The sequence below is a fragment of the Enterococcus sp. E4-223 genome, from assembly GCF_035727065.1.
Classification (GTDB): Bacteria; Bacillota; Bacilli; order Lactobacillales; family Enterococcaceae; genus Enterococcus_B; species Enterococcus_B faecium.
The window spans coordinates 503,392-521,516 of record NZ_JAPMLH010000001.1 but is presented as its reverse complement, the minus strand read 5'-3'; the positions used below and the strand labels follow the sequence as shown (position 1 = coordinate 521,516).

15 protein-coding genes are annotated in these 18,125 nt (G+C 32.8%); 14 read left to right on the top strand and 1 reads right to left on the bottom strand.

All coding sequences use genetic code 11. The annotated features are described in order from the left end of the window. The first annotated feature begins 286 nt into the window (after window positions 1-286). Entirely contained in the window at window positions 287-532 is a 246-nt protein-coding gene (locus OS139_RS02555; RefSeq protein WP_002307018.1) for a hypothetical protein, read from the top strand. A 183-nt stretch (window positions 533-715) separates the two neighbouring features. Here OS139_RS02555 and OS139_RS02550 read toward each other — a convergent pair whose 3' ends face one another. Beyond that, complete coding sequence (locus tag OS139_RS02550; protein WP_002307017.1) at window positions 716-1,465, bottom strand: DeoR/GlpR family DNA-binding transcription regulator; 750 nt, start codon at window positions 1,463-1,465, stop codon at window positions 716-718. A 185-nt stretch (window positions 1,466-1,650) separates the two neighbouring features. Between OS139_RS02550 and OS139_RS02545 the strand changes: the two genes are divergently transcribed. From OS139_RS02545 to OS139_RS02485, 13 genes are all read left to right on the top strand, one after another. Next, window positions 1,651-2,349 carry a ribulose-phosphate 3-epimerase gene (locus OS139_RS02545; RefSeq protein ID WP_325066783.1) on the top strand — a complete coding sequence of 233 codons (699 nt, stop codon included), beginning with the start codon at window positions 1,651-1,653 and terminating at the stop codon, window positions 2,347-2,349. A 39-nt stretch (window positions 2,350-2,388) separates the two neighbouring features. Beyond that, window positions 2,389-2,946 carry a 6-phospho-3-hexuloisomerase gene (gene hxlB, locus OS139_RS02540; protein WP_002307014.1) on the top strand — a complete coding sequence of 186 codons (558 nt, stop codon included), beginning with the start codon at window positions 2,389-2,391 and terminating at the stop codon, window positions 2,944-2,946. A gap of 7 nt (window positions 2,947-2,953) precedes the next feature. Continuing rightward, window positions 2,954-4,093, top strand: coding sequence for a mannitol-1-phosphate 5-dehydrogenase (locus OS139_RS02535; protein ID WP_325066782.1), 1,140 nt, complete (start codon window positions 2,954-2,956; stop codon window positions 4,091-4,093). Window positions 4,094-4,104: 11 nt separating this feature from the next. Then, window positions 4,105-4,536: a PTS sugar transporter subunit IIA gene (locus OS139_RS02530; protein ID WP_002307011.1), complete on the top strand. Its 432-nt coding sequence runs from the start codon at window positions 4,105-4,107 to the stop codon at window positions 4,534-4,536. 45 nt (window positions 4,537-4,581) lie between these two features. Beyond that, entirely contained in the window at window positions 4,582-5,994 is a 1,413-nt protein-coding gene (locus OS139_RS02525; protein WP_002307009.1) for a PTS mannitol transporter subunit IICB, read from the top strand. Window positions 5,995-6,279: 285 nt separating this feature from the next. Next, window positions 6,280-7,905 carry an acyltransferase family protein gene (locus OS139_RS02520; RefSeq protein ID WP_002307008.1) on the top strand — a complete coding sequence of 542 codons (1,626 nt, stop codon included), beginning with the start codon at window positions 6,280-6,282 and terminating at the stop codon, window positions 7,903-7,905. Between the two features lie 632 nt (window positions 7,906-8,537). Then, complete coding sequence (locus OS139_RS02515) at window positions 8,538-8,891, top strand: DUF7006 family protein (protein ID WP_002307007.1); 354 nt, start codon at window positions 8,538-8,540, stop codon at window positions 8,889-8,891. 779 nt (window positions 8,892-9,670) lie between these two features. Further along, window positions 9,671-11,167, top strand: a complete 1,497-nt coding sequence (locus OS139_RS02510; RefSeq protein WP_002331894.1) for a helix-turn-helix domain-containing protein — start codon at window positions 9,671-9,673, stop codon at window positions 11,165-11,167. Window positions 11,168-11,670: 503 nt separating this feature from the next. Continuing rightward, window positions 11,671-12,330, top strand: coding sequence for a WxL domain-containing protein (locus tag OS139_RS02505; RefSeq protein WP_002330241.1), 660 nt, complete (start codon window positions 11,671-11,673; stop codon window positions 12,328-12,330). Further along, window positions 12,317-13,351: a DUF916 and DUF3324 domain-containing protein gene (locus OS139_RS02500; RefSeq protein ID WP_325066781.1), complete on the top strand. Its 1,035-nt coding sequence runs from the start codon at window positions 12,317-12,319 to the stop codon at window positions 13,349-13,351. Before OS139_RS02505 ends, OS139_RS02500 begins: the two co-directional genes overlap by 14 nt. 139 nt (window positions 13,352-13,490) lie before the next feature. Beyond that, a complete protein-coding gene (locus OS139_RS02495; protein WP_002307001.1) occupies window positions 13,491-13,817 on the top strand; it encodes an LPXTG cell wall anchor domain-containing protein in 327 nt (108 codons plus the stop codon). Further along, window positions 13,804-15,900: a hypothetical protein gene (locus tag OS139_RS02490; protein ID WP_016627916.1), complete on the top strand. Its 2,097-nt coding sequence runs from the start codon at window positions 13,804-13,806 to the stop codon at window positions 15,898-15,900. The genes OS139_RS02495 and OS139_RS02490 overlap by 14 nt, the downstream gene beginning before the upstream one ends. Window positions 15,901-15,939: 39 nt before the next feature. Continuing rightward, complete coding sequence (locus tag OS139_RS02485) at window positions 15,940-18,006, top strand: pectate lyase-like adhesive domain-containing protein (protein WP_002331891.1); 2,067 nt, start codon at window positions 15,940-15,942, stop codon at window positions 18,004-18,006. Window positions 18,007-18,125 lie beyond the last annotated feature (119 nt).

Sequence of the window (18,125 nt, the reverse complement as noted above, 5' to 3'; positions counted from 1 at the left end):
ATGTGATAAAATATAGTGAAAAAATTCACATTTTCTTTGTTGATTATATCATCTTATTATTTATATGTGCATATTATTGTAAAATTTTCTATTTAATCACATTTGATTCTAAAAAAGAAACAAAAATAAAAGTCATGTATATGGTGGTCAAAAAGTAAATAATATCAGTTATCAAATTTCCTGTAAATTTTCTTGAAACTACAGCATATTATTACTTCAAAACAATCTACATTTTTTATAAAAAAGGAAATGAATAACTGAAAAAAATTATTATAGGAGAGAAAAAATGTCAAAATCTAAAAAAAATATCACCATAATTGGTTTAGGCTTAACCGTATATTTATTTACAGAATTTGTTTATAGACATGTGAATTTATTTGCAGAACCTTTATTTGTATTATACGAATCAAATTCCTCAATCGTCAGTGAACTTGCTAATTTAATGATAGCATTGCTGTTTACTCCCGCGTTGAGAGTCATAACTATTTTGGTCTGTTTAGTGCTATTGTTTTTTGTTAATAAAAAGAAATAACGTAGTATTTCAAAAGACAAAGAAGTGGGATGATGATTGCTATAGTATGTTATACGTGGTGCTAGTCAAGTGATAATAAACAAAAAAAGAAACACGCAATAAAGTTTATTTCAAAACTTTATTGCGTGTTTCTTTTTTAGATTTTTTATATCTGTTGCTTTAGTAGTTAGCAATAGTTTTCGCTTAATCAATCAAAACGATTTTTTGTTTATTGTATTCTTTACGAACCTTTTCAGGAATTTCTTCTGAAATAAGATAGGTAAGGTCTTCAATTGGACCGACGATATGATTACTGATGGTGCCGAATTTATCATTAGTTATCATCCCAAGTACTTCAGTAGAAATACGTATCATCTCACGTTTAATGTCGGATTCTTGCATAGTTGGCACGCTCGTTCCAACATCTAGATCTATGTTATAAATACCCATAATATAAAGGTCGGCTCGAATGTTTTGTAGTTGCTTATAAGCTTGTACCCCAATATTGATCATAGATTGTTTATAAAAAGTACCGCCAATATTGATAATTTCCAAATTAGGATGCTGTGCTAATGCTATGGCAATCGGCGGGCTATTGGTAATGATTGTTGCACGAAAATCTTGTGGGATTTCTTTTGCTAAAGCCAAGTTAGTTGTACTTCCATCAATGATGATGACAGATTCTTCTTTTAAAAAAGGGAGGGCTTTATGAGCTAATGCAGTTTTTTGTTCGCTAGCTACAGTTTCTCGGTAGTTAAAATTGGTAATTGGCGGACCAACACGTAAAGCGCCGCTGTGTACTCTTTTTAAGAGACCTTGGCTATCCAAATCTTTCAAATCTCGTCGAATCGTGTCTTCGGATACATTGAAACGTTGACTTAAATCACTAGCGATAACTTTTTGTTCTGCGTTTAATAAATCTAGAATTTTTTGATGACGTTCTAATTTCAACATGTTGCGTGCTCCTTCTTATTTATTCTTGTTTATCATGTCATTTATGCGTTTTTATGTCAATAATTTCCATTTTTAATACACTAAAACGGCATAAACAAGCAAAAACAAAATATTATTATGCAGTTTTATGTTGACTAGTATTTGTTAAGCGGTTACAATGAGGGAGTAATTAAAGGAGGGAATGTATGGGGAAAAAAATTATTTTGTCGCCTTCACTTATGTGTGGGGATCTAGCAAATTTGGAAGGAAGCATCCAAGAACTAGAAAGTATTGGGATGGATTCCTTGCATATTGACGTGATTGACGGTTCTTTTAGTCCCAGTATGCCTTTAGGGATCGAAACAATCAAAAGAATTAGAGAAATCACTTCAATGAATTTTGATGTACACATCATGGCTAAGGATAACGAATTTTTTATTGGAGAAATGTTGAAAATTGGCGTAGAGAGCATTAGTTTTCATTATGAAACAAGCCTCCATATTGATCGATATATCCAGCTCATCAAGAATTCTGGAACAAAAGTAGGGATAGCTTTGAATCCAGCAACTCCGTTAAATGTATTACAATATATTTTACCCGAGATTGATAGGATTTGTTTGATGCTGATTAATCCAGGTTTTGCAACAAACAAGTCAGAAAAACAAATTTCTTACGCGCTAAAAAAAATTACAGATCTTTGCCAGTTAGTAAATGAGAAAGAGTTAGCAGTAGATATCCAAGTGGATGGACGGGTATCGTTAGAAACGATCCCGGGATTATTAGATGCAGGCGCAACAAATCTGGTATTAGGAAGTACAAGTTTGTTTCTTAAAGGAAATACATTAGCAGAAAATCAAAAACTACTTTATCAAGCGATGAAGCAATCAGTTAGGAAAAATCAATAGATGTAGTGGTCCTGAATAATAGAAATGGAGGGGAAATAGTTGAGTTATAAGGCGGCGAAACAAAATATTGTAAGAGAAATTACTGAAACATTAGACCGTATTTCTTCAAAAGATGTGGAACAATTGATAAAGAAAATTGAAAAAGCGGAACGAGTTTTTTTCGTGGGGGTTGGCAGAGTACTGTTAGCGCTAGAAGGAATGGCAAAACGCTTAGGGCATCTAGGAATTCAGACAGTAGTCGTAGGACAAATCACTGAACCGGCAATTACAGATAAAGATTTATTGATTGTTGGTTCTGGTAGTGGGGAAAGTGCTTTCCCACTAACTATTGCAAAAAAAGCAAAGGAATTTGGGTCCCAAGTTGCCCATATAGGATCAAACCCAGACAGCACAATGAAAGAATATTCAGATCTTTTTATTCGTATACCCGTACAAACAAAATTAGCGTTACCAGAGGAAATTTCTTCTATACAGCCAATGACTAGCCTGTTTGAACAAAGTGTTCTTTTGTTAGGAGATAGTATTGCTTTAGTGATGATAGAAGAAAAAGCAATTGATATGTCAAAGTTGTGGCAATACCATGCTAACTTAGAGTAGGTGAAAAATGAAAGCGGTACATTTTGGAGCAGGGAACATCGGCAGAGGGCTTATTGGACAAATTCTACATCAGAATGGATTCGATCTATGTTTTATTGATACGAATCCTGAATTGATCCATCAATTAAATCAAGATAAGGGTTATACTATCGAAATTATTGATGAAATGAACAGGAGTGATTTCATTGATCATGTTGTGGCACTGAATAGTTTATCCGAGCTAGAAGAGGTGATTACAGCAACAAAAAATGCAGATATCTTAACAACATCTGTTGGCGCAATAAATTTAGTAAAAATTGCACCGATCATTGCGCAAGCCTTAAGTAAGCGATTTGAACAAAAGCATAGCATCAATATCGTAGCTAATGAAAATGTGATAAATGCAAGTGATGTGTTGAAAAAAGAAATTTATTCTTTGCTGTCAGAAAAAGAACAAGAGAATTTTGATGAATATGCATATTTTGTGAATACGGCAATCGATCGACAATCTTTAGGAAAAGTTCTTGGAGGAAAAATGATCTCTGTTGTCGAACCTTATTATGAATGGATAATGGATCGACAGCAGTTAGATCCAACTACATCTTTTGATCTGAAAAATGTAAATTTGGTTGATGATATGGAGCCTTACATTGAGCGAAAGCTTTATATCGTTAATGCTGCCCATGCGGCAGTAGCTTATTTAGGCGCACTGAAAGGATATAAGACGATTCAAGAAGCAATCCAAAATATGGAGATTTTCAATCTAGTCAAGCAATTTTTAATGGAGAATATAGAGTACTTTGTACAAAAATATCATTTTTCTAGAGAAGAATTAACATCTTTTGTGGAAAGAACATTAAACCGTCATGGGAATCAGAAACTCTCCGATGAAATTACTCGTGTAGGAAGTTCCCCTATTCGAAAATTAGGCCCTAATGATCGTTTAATTGCTCCCATAGTAAAACTAGATTCATATCATTTACCTTACGATGCAGGAATAAAAGTAATTGCTGCGGGATATCATTATCGGAATCTTGCTGATCCAGAAGCTGAACAACTACGTCGAATGATTGTAAATGATGGGTTGAAAGCAACGATTAAAAAGATTTCTCGTTTGGAAGGTAAGCTGCTGAATGAAGTTGTCGCTGCTTATGAGTCCCAGATTTAGAGGAGGAGAATATGCTAAAAGAACAATTGTCAGGAAATACAATGTTTATGGATGCGATCGATTCATGGCAAGAGGCAATCCGAGTAAGTGCGCGTCCTTTGATAGGAAAGGGAATAATAGAGGAAAGCTATGTACAAGCGATGATACAAAATGTGTTGGATAACGGAAATTATATTATATTACTGCCACTAGTAGCAATGCCTCATGCGCGTCCAGAATTTGGGAGCAAAGGGGTCGGGATGAGCTTTTTATGTTTAGATAAGCCAGTCATGTTCCCAAGTGAAGAACCAGTAAAATTCTTCTTTACCTTTTCTTCTGATTCGCCAAAGGGACATTTAGACTTAATGGCCAATCTTGGAGAATTGCTGAGTGATGAAAAAATGTATCAAAAATTATTCGATGTGAAGACAGAAAAAGCATTGTTAGATTTGATAAAGAAGTAAAGGAGAGAAGAAAATGGAGGTAGCAAACAAAAAAAACGAGTCTCCATGCGAGCTAAAGTTCAAGCGATTGGCGGTTTCTTAACAAATATGGTATTGCCAAATATAGGCGCATTTATTGCATGGGGAATTGTTACTGCATTATTCATTCCAACCGGGTGGTTCCCAAATGAATCTCTGAATGAACTCGTAAGTCCGACAGTCAGCTATCTATTGCCGTTACTACTTGCCTATACTGGTGGTCGGATGGTTGGTGGTACACGTGGAGCTGTTTTAGGTACAATCGGAACAATAGGTTTGATTATTGGTGCTGACATACCAATGTTCATGGGAGCAATGATTATGGGGCCACTTGGTGGGTGGATGATGAAAAAAACAGATGATTTTTTAGATGGGAAAGTTCCTGCTGGTTTTGAAATGGTCGTCAATAATTTTTCTATAGGAATTATTGGTTTCATACTGATGTGCCTTTCTTATCTGGTAGTTGGACCAATAATCCAATCAGCTAATCAATTTGTAACGAGTGCAATTGAAGCATTAGTTTCAACTGGTTTTTTACCGATACTGTCCTTAATCAACGAACCGGCAAAAGTCTTATTTTTAAATAATGTTATTGACCAAGGTGTTTATTATCCATTAGGTATGCAACAAACATTAGAGGCAGGCAGATCAATTTATTTCATGGTAGCATCAAATCCTGGCCCTGGCTTAGGACTATTGTTAGCTTATTCTTTATTTGGTAAAAAGGCAGCAAAACAGACAGCACCAGGTGCAATCATCATCCATTTTTTCGGCGGAATACATGAGATTTATTTTCCATATGTATTAATGAAACCACTCACTATATTATCTATGATTGCTGGTGGAATGACAGGAATCATCACTTTTGAATTATTTGATGCGGGCCTGGTAGCAGGTCCAAGTCCAGGTTCTATTTTTTCTTATTTAGCTCTAACGCCTCGAGGAAATTTTTTGGGTGTCATGGCGGGAGTGGTCACAGCAACACTGGTTTCCTTTTTTGTAACATCAGTAATTTTAAAAGCAGATAAATCAACAGATGAAGACAGAAATTTTGAACTATCAGTTCAAAAATCGAAAACGATGAAATCAGAAGGAAGAAAATTATTAAAAGAAGAAAATGCTAGAGAAATATGTACCGAGAAAAAAGAGATGAATAAAATTTCCTTTGCTTGTGATGCAGGAATGGGAAGCAGCGCAATGGGCGCAACAATATTCAAGAAAAAATTGCAAAAAGCAGGTATTACTGATGTTGAGATAAAAAATTATCGAATTGAAGAGGTACCAGAAGATAGTGATTTGGTGATCGTACATCAAGATTTGGAGGAACGGACTAGAAAAGCACATCCTAACATGAAAATTGTGACATTAAAGAATTATTTGCAAGATCCAGTAATCAATGGATTAGCAGAAGAAATCATTGGATTAAAAACAGAAGACTAATTTATGGGAATTTTTGATTAACCTTTATTAAAATTATTTTGCCTAATATAAAAAGGTTGTGACATGGCTTGTGTCGCAACCTTTTTTTGTCGCACAAATAATTAATCGGATATTTTATGTTCATATTTTTTGTGATCAACGAGAACTGATGGGGCAAAGATACATTTTAGATACTTTTAACTGTTAATTTACAAAACAAGGTGAAACGAATAGAAAAATGAAAAAATCGATACGGAAGAATATGTTTGATTAAAACATGCATGAAGAGAAGGAGGTTGATGATACATGAAAAAAATATATTCAAAGGAAATCGATTGTTTTAGAGGCATTGCTGTTTTAGCAGTTATATTTTATCATTTGCCAAATAGTTTGCTGCCAGGCGGATTGCAAGGAGTAACGATCTTTTTTGTGGTTTCTGGTTTTTTAATGGCTAAAAATACGATAAGAGATGAAAAAAACAGACAATTCAATTTTTTACATTTTTACTATAAGCGTATCAAACGTATTTATCCATTTTTACTGTTTTCTTTGGTCGTATTCATTTTCATACTAGGGATTAGCAACATTCGATTGATAGGAAACATTCGTAGTGAGCTACCCAGTTTGATTTTTGGCTATAACAATTGGTGGCAGCTGAATCAAGGAGTATCTTATTTTGACTCTTACTTTAATGCTTCTTTATTTAAACATTATTGGTCGCTTTCAGTTGAACTACAATTCTATTTGATATGGCCATTTTTGTTTATTGTCATTAAGCGTATGAGAAGAAAACAAGTGTTTTACTTAATCTATACATTGATTTTTGTTTCTATTCTTTTTAGTTTGTTTTTACCTTCAACTAAGGCATATTATCATACGATAGCTAAACTTTTTCCATTTTTATTAGGAGTTTGGGGGTATTTTAATCGAATAACTATTGGCCGTTTCTTTGAACAAAACACTTTTAGTAAAATCTGGCTTTTATTACTAGCTAGTCTTTGTCTGATTCTGTTCCCGATTTTTCCTTATACACTAAATGAACTACTGATCAGTATTTGTTTTGCTCTATTGTTAGCCAGTGTCGATGATATGAACATTGCAAAAAAGACCAAAATCGCTAGTACAAAACTTTCTTTTGTAGGAAAAATCAGTTATGAACTTTATTTGGTGCATTTCCCAGTATTGATTGCTCTGACAAATCTATTCAAACATCATCATTGGAAATATTTGGATATCGCAGGTCTATTCACTGTGTTTTTATGTACATTACTCATGATTACTTGCTTTAGAAAAGGAGTGCAGAAGATGAGATCACCCAAAATTTGGACAGCTATGGCACTAATGATAATCGGAGTTTCTGTACTGGTATTACGTGCTCCTGAAAATCGACTGACCGCTGACCAAAATCAGTTGCAAAGTTTATTAAAAGAAAACTCTAGTAAAGCAAATGCAGGAGAAAATCTGTTGTCACAAGAGAAGAAAATATTATTTATCGGTGATTCTGTTATGCTGGGGGCGTATCAGGAACTGAAAGAGACATTTAAAAAAGAAGCATTGGTAGATGCAAAAGAATCAAGACAAATCACTGCGTTACCAGAAATCTTAAAGGAGCATAAAGATTTAGTTTCTTACCAACAAATAGTGATCGGGTTAGGAACCAATGGTGTGATAACAGATGAAGCTATAGAACAAACAATGTCTTTGCTGAAAGATAAAAAAGTATACTGGGTAAATATAAAAGCACCAACTGGCTGGCAAGATACGATAAATGCCACATTATCTACATTGCCAAATCAGTATTCTAATATAACGATGATCGATTGGTATAGTGAGAGCAAAAATCATCCTGAATTTTTTTATGATGATGAAACCCATTTGAATGAAAGTGGACGTACAGCTTATGCAAAGTATATTGCTTCAGTTATTCAATAAGGTAGTGATTACGTGTGTTAACCTTACTTTTTCCTAATAGGTGAATCAATTTAAATAAAAAATACTTCATATGATAAACGGTGTTTAAGAGGAGGAGCTTTTTAATATTCGTGGTAAAAAAGAGATGGGCGAGGTCGTTAACTGAGAGCTTCTTGGAAAGAAATCGCTTTGGATTTATCCTCTTTGTTATACAGAACATGAGCGAGACGACAATACTAGGATGTATGTTCTGATCGAAGTTTTATGGTTACAAGCAGCAATCAGCTTAGATAAAATTAAGGATCGTAGGAACCAAGTAAAGAAGGCTGTTAGTAAAGAAACAAACGATCAAGTATGTTTTACTCTTAAGAAGATGCAGTGAATAAATAATAGTAATATAATGCTAGAAGGGACTGTGACAAAAGACGTGTCACAGCCTTTTTTGTTATTTTAATTATCGTCCAGTCTTTTTTTATAAATGATTGCTTAAGCATTAAATATTAAAAAATATAGAGTTCAAAATTACTGCACAAATTAGATGAAAAATTTGAACAACAAAAAGTGTATTTTTATACTATAATAGCTTTTGAATTTAGTTACTCTATTCAAAAGTTATGCTATGGACAAGAAAAAGAATAAATAGAGGTGAGAAAATGAATAGTTTCAAGAAAAAATTTGTGAGTAGATTTTTAAATATGAAAAATTTTTTTGAAAAAAAGGGAGATTATGATGCATATAATTATGTATTAAATCTAGAAAAGCAAACATATTATACACTACGTAAAAACGATGATAATGACTTTTGGACTATGTTACCTAAAATGCTTTCGATTGACTCTAAGCTTTCCCTTTTAGAGGAATTTATTAATTTAGACATTGAAGAATTTTGCGGGGGAAAAGAGTTAATTAATATGGTAGAGAGTGATTATCATACCTATTATAAAGAAAGTTGTGGATACAAAGTGGATGAGCAATGTCCACAATCAATTATTTTTTACATTGAGTAATATGAACTATTAAGCAGGAAAGCAACTAGAAGCTACTGATTTAGTATTTACAAATATAAACTATATTGCTAACAATTATTTTCTAGAAGGAATAAAAGAACTAAGAATCAAGATGACGTCTTGATTCTTAGTTCTTTTAACATGGAAAAGATTGATAATGCACTGTTAATTCATGATGCATCAACAGAAAAGTTGGAAGGAGAAGATAGAAATCATTAAATGATTTCTACAGATGGTAAATGAAAAAACAAAATATTAGCAAAAATTTGCCTAAATAGATAGTAACACTTTCTAAATTAAATACAAGCGCATTCATAAAATGTTTATACAAATATCTATGTGATAAAAATTGATATGTTCACAATAAATAGGAATTAAAATAACGAATTTACGTTTGTTTTTATTTACCAATCAGATTATCTTAATGCAGGAATAAAAAATTAAATTACATATTGTTAATCATTTACATCTCCGTTAATAACTCAAAATGAAAAGATGTTTTTATTTTTATTCTATATTTCAGAAAAAAATTAAACTAGATTATAATAATTCTTTATGTAAAAATAAAAACAATTACAGATATGATGTTTAAGATAAAACAATTATGAAATCGATATCCGTTTATATACTTATCATAAGCTAGAAGCAAATAACTAGCCTATGTATGTAAGTGAGATTATATTTATTAAAAGGCTTCTTTTGTTCGATCAGTTATAGTCGAGCGAGAGAAGTTTATTCTTTGATTAAAATAAACAAAAGTAACTTATTGAGGTGAAATGATGCAAACTTTTTTAACTAAAACATCTTTCAAAAAAGTAGTTTTATTAGATTATTTGTTAGAAAAAGACAATTGGTGTGCAATGGAAGAACTTAGAAATTTACTTAATGTTACGGAGAAGTCGATCTTACACTATATAGAAGAACTAGAGGATTTATTTAAGCAATATAATGGTAATATCCTTCTGAAAAATGGAGATAATAAACGCTTTTTCATAAAAAAAGAGAAAGATTTTCCTATTTATAATATTTATCTTCATTTTTATAAAGCTTCCTATAATTATCATTTGATTGATTTTATGTATAAATATCCTAGAAGTGTTCTAAATGATTTTGCTAAAGAGCAATTTACTAGTGTATCTACTGTTTTCAGATATGCGAAGCTCTTAATTCCATATTTTAGGCGTTATCATATAACATTTCATCCATTTCAGTTAGAATTGAATGCATCAGAGGCAAACATTCGTAGCTTTTTTTATTATTTCTATTGGAATTCTACACGTGAAAGTAGTGATAGGTGGCCATTTCATATCGAACAAAAGGAAATAGAGAAGTATATAGTTGCTTTTGAGGGGATTTATGATATTACGTTAACTATTTTTCAAAAACGTGTATTTTCTTTTTGGTTAGCCATTAATATAGAAAGAAGTTCATTTAGAAAAGTACGAGTAGATAATGAATATAAATCAGTTATCTCAGATGATCCGCATTTTAATCTTTTGAAGAAGTGGTCAAAACAAATCAATCTTTCTTTTAACAGCGATGAATTGTGTTTCCTTTATCGAATAATTTATTCTTTTGGAGTAATTGATGGAAATGCAATATATGAAAATAGTCATGCATATGCACATCAGCGACAAAATACTTGTTCTTATCGAGCAGTTGAGAATTTGGAGAAAGTTTTACAAAGCATGTTCCGTTTTTCTTTAGATATAAAGGATCCAGAACTCATATTCAATTTTATTGCGTTTCATGAAAGAAGTTATCTATTTTATGGTAATCCAGATCTTTTTTTTAATCGTTCGTATATCGAAGAAATGAAAGAAGAAGAACCTCGAACTTATCACATAATGGAAAAACTCAAAAAAGAATTACAAGCAAATGCGGATTTGGACGTATCAAAGAAATTAGAAAACTGGGCACAATTATTTTTGGATTATTATTATGTGTTAGATTATTATGATTTATTTTTAACAAATGTTAAACCGATTAAGATTTTAATACAAGATGATTTACACCATACGCATCGGTTATGGTTAATGAATAAAATTAATTTGTATTTTGGGCATTCTTATGTTTTTGCTTTTTATGATTACAGGACAAATATAACTGAAGTAGATTTGGTTATTTCTAATTACTACATCGACACTGGAAAAACGCCATTACTGTTAATGAAAAATATACCTACCGAAAGAAACTGGCGTTTGTTCGAGAAAACGATTTATCAATTGAAAAAAGAAAAAGAGGTTGTGAAATCAGCGTTTTGTCCTGAGTATTAGAGAAACAAACGGAAAAATAGTTTTTCATATTTTGCCGTTTTTGAGCTAATACCGAGGGACAGCTGATTGAACACCATTTATTGAGAGGTTGTGAAAAAACTGTCCTGCATCAAGTAATAAGAACAGCCAAGTAAAAATAGCTTCTTATGTTTTTAACTTGGCTGGACTTATTACCGCAGATGCAAGCTTTTGAACACCGTTTTCCAAGAGGTCGTGAGCCTCCCGTTCATCTTCGAGTCACAAGGAACAATTTCAAAAAACAGCTTCTCATGTTTGATGAATATTGTGACTTGTGACCGAGGAGTTGGCAAGAGAACAACGTTTATTCGGAAAAAGGGACTGTGACACTACATGTCACAGTCCCTTTTTGATTGAATTATCTCATTTGTTTTCTAATTTTTTTCTTTATTTGGGAAAATAGTTGAACTAGATAAAAAGTACTGGACGTGTCAAAATTATTTTGGATCAAATTAGATCTATTATTATTTAGGAGGAATTATAAAATGAAGAAAACAATGATCACAACTGCTGCGTTAGGTTTGTTAGCAGTAACTGCTTCGGGAAGTATGGTTTCTGCAGATATGATATCAGGGACAACTAATAAGACAGACGTTACTTTGACGGAGGGATCTGGAACAGATGTCACACCAGTTGTGCCAGATGACACACACGATGATGATCCAAGTACAGGAGACGTTGGTTCTTTATCGATTCCCTTTGCATCTAATATCACATTTGGCCAACAAGAAATCCAACAGGGAGATACGGATTACTATGCATTGAATAAAAAACCGCATGTACAAGTAAACGATACTCGTGGAGGAGCAAAAGGCTGGACATTGGGAGTTACCATTTCTCCATTTATTGGAGAAAATGGGAAAGAGCTAACTGGAGCGAAGATGTCTTTGACAAATGGCCGGGTAGTAACTAAAGACAATACTTCTGAAGCTCCTAAATTAGCCAATCAAACATTTGATTTAAATGAAGCTTATCAAGATGTGATGCTTGCTAAAGAAGGACAGGGAGCTGGAGCTTTTGCTGCAGTTTTTGAAGGAGAAGATGGACATAATGAAAGCGTGAAGCTTCATGTACCACGAGCTGGAGTAGAAGCACAAAGCTATACAGCTGATTTGACTTGGGTGTTGTCTGATGCTCCAGCATAATGTCCAAAAAGGGTGGGGAAGAAGCTTTCCCCTCTTTTTTGTTGGTATAGTATTCTTTGCTTTATTTTATTTGTCTACAAACATATTCGCAGATTCAAACAAGGTATCTTATGATGCACAAGCCATTTTACCAGATAACCAGCAGTCAGAAGCAAGTTATTATGATCTAAAGGTGACACCTGGCGCCACACAAGATTTATCACTAAAATTGAAAAACACTACTGCCAAACAAATAAAAGTAGTGGTAGAGGCCAATAATGCTTGTACTAATAAAAATGGAGCAATCGATTATTCTAACCATGAGGCTAAGTTATTGGGAAAACCTGTATTCCAAGATTTAATTTCTAAATCACAGACGATCACATTGAAACCTTCTGAGGAACGTGATGTGACCTTTCAATTGAAAATCCCAGAGAAAGGTTTTGAAGGAACCATTTTAGGAGGATTTTATTGCTATGAAGATACAAAAGGAAAAGAAGAAAAAAATGAAGGTTTTAGTCTAAAGAATAAGTTTGCATATACAATCGGTGTAAAGCTGGTTTGTTCAGATAAAAAAGTGGAACCAGGATTTGCTTTAACGAAGGTTAAACCCGGATTAGAGAATGGCTATTTGACTCTTTTTGCCAATTTAGAAAATTCAGAGCCTGTGCTTAAAAGCAAAATGGATCTACATGCAGTTATCAAGAAAAAAGGGGAAAAAGAAGCGTTACATGAATTCAACCAAAAAGTGTCTTTTGCACCACGCACACAATTTCAGATTCCTTTTAATTTGAATGATGAGCCACTGAAAAAAGGAACCTATGAATTAGGTATTCAGTTAAAAGATGATTCAGGTAAAAAATGGATACTCTATAAAGAATTCGTAATCAAAGGAGAGGACGAAACGCTCAACAAAGATGCAGTGGAAGTAAATAAAGAAAATAATGATCATTCTTTATTCTATATTCTTTTAGTTCTTTGTTTGATCATTATCATCAGTTTAATTGGGTATATTACTAAGTTACGACGAAAAAATCCATAAAAGTATTCGAATCATTTTTTAAGATTATGAAGTGGGGAAACGATCTTAAAAAATGTGTGAATAATTCATATATATAATAGATGATTTGGATAACTTTCTATAAAAATGATTGTATAAAAGATGTAGAAAGGAGACAAAAATGAAAAAAATTTTAACAATTATTTGTCTGGGATTGCTGATTGGGGCAGCAATCCCAGTGTCTGCATCAGCTGATGATCAAACAACTAGTAGAGTAGGAATTGCTTTTTACCAGTCTACTAATAAGGTAGTACCTATGAAAAGAATAGTTGTACCTGATAAGCTAGATCAGATTGCGCCAAAAGAATATAACCAATTGTTACCTAAAACAAATGATAAACAAAACTTTTTTAGCAGTCTAATAGGTATAAGTTTAGTATTAAGTGTTGCGTTATTTTACTATTTAAAAAAACACAATGGGACGTGGAGAAAAAATGAAAAGAAGTAAAAATTTAATATTACTATTTCTTATTTTTAGCGTTATTTTAATTTTTACCTCTAAAAAAGTAGATGCTGCGCCACATTCTTTAACTGGGTTGGGGTATTTTCACTGGGCAAACGAGGTAAAAACACCGGCTGACAATACTTTTATTATGCACTACAGTGATGATCTTTCAGTAGAGCCAATAGAAGGGATAGCTAATACAAGCTTTATAGAAGTTAATCGTAACACTAATAAAAGTAAAGCATTAGTAAAAAATGTAGGGTTTTATAAAGGAAAAAAAGTAAATTTACTAATAACTTTGGAAAGAAATAGAGGAAACTTAAATGGGGGATCTATTTATTTAACCAAAGATGATTTTTTAAGAATTTATATTTACGGAGAAATGATTGTAACCTATGATTTTTTAGATGAGGATAATCAGCCTCTGACATTGGAAACTGCATTTAATTATAGTGGCTTAAATCAAAACAAATATATCGGTTTTTTGTCTCCTGCAACTTTGATTAAAGGGCTGTATGCTAATAATCCCACGAATATTCTATATGATGTTTGGGATGGAGGGCCAGATGACTATTGGGTATATTTTAAAAACCCAACAGGAGGAGGAGCTTGGGCAGTTGATCCGAGACAAGATTTGGAACTAACAACAAAACCAATTTCTAACGTAAAATTTGTCATCCATAATAATGATTCAACTACTTCTTCGATAAAGTACAGAACAGATTTCTTAGCTGAACCAGAGTTTCCTGTAGCTTACGGAGTAGATTCTTCATTTGAGAAAGCAAATCAGGACATTTATTTAAGAGCACAGCAAACGATTCCTAATATAGAAAAATGGGAAAAAAATAAATCGATGGAGTTATGTTTTAATTTACAAAAAATTTATTCTACCCATCAATATTCTTTTAAGGAAGCAAAAGTAACTAATCTCAATGGTGATGATTTAACAGACTTGTTTAAAATAAGCAATGAACCAAACGGCAATGTCGCTTTAGTGATAAACAATTTAAATGACAAACGTTTATATGACACGGTACTGCTATATGATATTAAACTAAACTGGAAAGGAATGGATTATCCTGTAGACATCGGTCTGCTTAAAGATGAAAAGTTACCATTATCATTCGACATAAAGACATTGCTCAATGATCAACCACTAGGAGAACAATCAGGGAAAAGTTCTGTAAATTACAAAGGTAAAATAATCATTCCTTTTCTTGATGAGAAAGATAATATCTTACAATCGCCTTCAGTCAAAGAGGGAATTATCACAACTCCATATGATGTTTCAAAAGATTATCCTGAAATAAAAGATTATTATCCTATAAAAAATGAGAAGGAAGATGTAGGGGTTTATTTACCAGATGAACAGACGATTGTTCATAGGTATAAGAAAGGCGAGCCAATACAATTTGAATTACTAGATAAAGAAGATCCCTTATACGTATCTCGCTTCACTAAAGATAGAGAAATTACGTTTAATTTTTCACATAAAGCTAACGAAAAGATTTATTTGATGGCTAAATGTGGGAAAGAAGAAATAACTTTGGAAAAATACTCTGAAGCGGCTGAAACAGTAAAAAATCGTACTTTCCATTTTAAAGCACCAGAAAAATGGTTGGGTCAACAAGTCTCATTTTATTTAAAAGATGAAGAAGGCCGTGTTTCTCAAGAGGAAGTAAGAACGATTCAAACAGAACCAAGTCCCCAACTCACACTTCCTGAAGATATTAATTTTGGGGTGAAAGAAATACCATCCATGAATACTGTTTCTTCGCTAGAAGAAGGAAATATTTTTAAAGTAGAAGACAATAGCAAATTAGATAAGAGCTTATGGACCATTAAACTGTCTGAAGAAACCCCATTAATGAATAGCCAAGGTAACAAACTTAATGACCGATTGTCTTTTACTACGTATGAAGGAAAAGAAGTTCATCTAAATTCTACGGAACAAATTATTTGGCAAGATAGCGGGAATGCAAAAGTCGATCTATCTGATAAACTGCATTTGAAACTACAGCCTTCGGATAACGTAGGCATCTACAGTGGTATATTAAAATGGAATTTTGAAGATGCGCCAAATTAAAATAAGGGTGGGCTGGATGAGGAAAAACGGAGGGAAAACATGTGGCATTTACTAAAAAAAGAGTTTTTATTAGGTATATCTATTGTTTTTATGCTGACACTTATCTGTGTTATGGAACCAATAATAGTATGTTCTGAAGATATCCAGCCCGACTCTTCTATTTCAGATTCCTCCTTTCCAACTAAGAAAGGTAAAGAACAAGTAGTAAATTCTGATAATAACCAGAATGAAATATCAGATTCCAATAATAACAAAACAATAAGCGGCTCTAAAGAGGAGACTGATCCAACTTCAGAGTCTATTAATAAAGTAGAAGGAAAACAAAACTCTGAAAAATCGGATAGTCGTGAATCTATGCCTTCAGACGATAGCGAGAGTATTAAAGATTCAAAAGAAAATTCTAGTGTGAAAGTAAGTAATTATAAAGAATTCAAAGATGCTTTGTTGAATAAAAATATTCGTACGATTTATTTGGATAAAGATATTAAGATACTTGAGTCGTTTAACTTTTCTAGTAATAAGGACATTTACGGAAATGGTCATATTATTGACATGAATTTTCAAAGCATTGGCATAGCTTTAAAAAATGCTAATTGTAAAATCAGCGATATTAAATTAACCAATCAACCTATTTATCCTTTATTTTGGTCAGAATATCCTGGTGTCACAGTAGATTATACTAATGTTTCTTCAACAGGTTATCAGTTTATTTATCTAAGTGCTGGAACAGCTAATTTAGAGGGAGAAATAGAGGCTACGGCAACTGCGGAAGAAGTATTTCAGGGAAAGCACATAAACATAAACAAGCAAGCAAACGTTTATTTTAATGACACTTCTGGCGCTAATGCTATCTATACAGGAGACGGAATCAATATAGAAGAAGGTTCAAATTTAATCATGAATGCTATGGGACTAGGTTTGTACATGTATAAGCCTAATGGAGCCATCAACATTGCTGGCAATGTGCAAATAAGTTCCCAAACTAATTCTGCTATTAGAAGTGATGCTACTGGTGGAGAAATGAATTTACAAGAAGGAGCTACGCTAAAGGCATATTCAAAAGGTACAGATGAAGAAGCTATTCTGCTATGTAATGGTAGCATCGTGGTAAAAAAACAAGCTAATTTGGAAGTTACTTCTGAAGGGTATCAATCAACGGTACAAACAGGGAATAAGCTAGAGTTATTAAAGGGTTCTAATTTCTTGATTTCTAACAGGAAAGGAAACGCTTTAGGCGCTTGGACGCAAAAAACTTCAGTAAGTCTCTCTTCTTCTAAAGGAATAGATACTTGGAAGGTAGGTAGTTCTTTATCGGAAGATCCTGATAAAACCTATAAAGGCCCTTTGACGGCTTCATTTATTTTAGATACGTACGTGCCTGCTCAGCATACTACAAACGTGATATCTAACAACATAGATTTTCAAAAAAGTTTTGATTCAGGGGATGTCGGGACAATAGCTGGAGGAGACTATGTGAAAAGAAAAGAGATAGCTCCAACTACTATAGAAGAACTGACAAATGAAAGTACTGAGGTTAAGGGTACGGCAGAACCGAATGCACATATAGAAGCAAAGATTAATAATCGCTTAATAACTAGTGGAAAAGTTGACGGTAATGGGATTTATCAATTATCTATCCCTAGACAAAAAGCAGGTACAGTAATAGATGTAGTGGCTAGTATAGATGGGTTATATTCCGAAAATAGTACAGTTGTAAAATATGTGGGACCTTCTATTTCAATTCCTAATGCTATTAATTTCGGGAAACAAGAGATTCCTCCTGTCGACAAATTGATTACTGCCAGTGACTCACAAAGTATAGATATAACAGATAACAGTTTACTTAAAGATAGTACATGGAAGCTATCAGTGAAAGAGGATCAGCGATTAATAAATGAAAAAAAAGAGCAGCTTTTTAATCGTATACTCTTTAATAAGGGAAATAAAAAAATAACTATTAATGCTCAAGACCAAATAGTTGCGGAAGGAAAAGGTAATAAGGAATTTAGTTTAGATAAACACATGTATCTATCTTTACATCCTTCAGATAAAATTGGCATGTATGAAGGGGAACTAACGTGGACATTTATTGTCGCACCAAGTTAAAAAATATAAAGTAACATCTTTTTTACTTTCTTATTCATTTTAATCCTAAGCCTAATAATATAGATTTTTAAATAAAATATTTATATAAGAAAAATAAGTTTTGGGAGGTATTTGATATA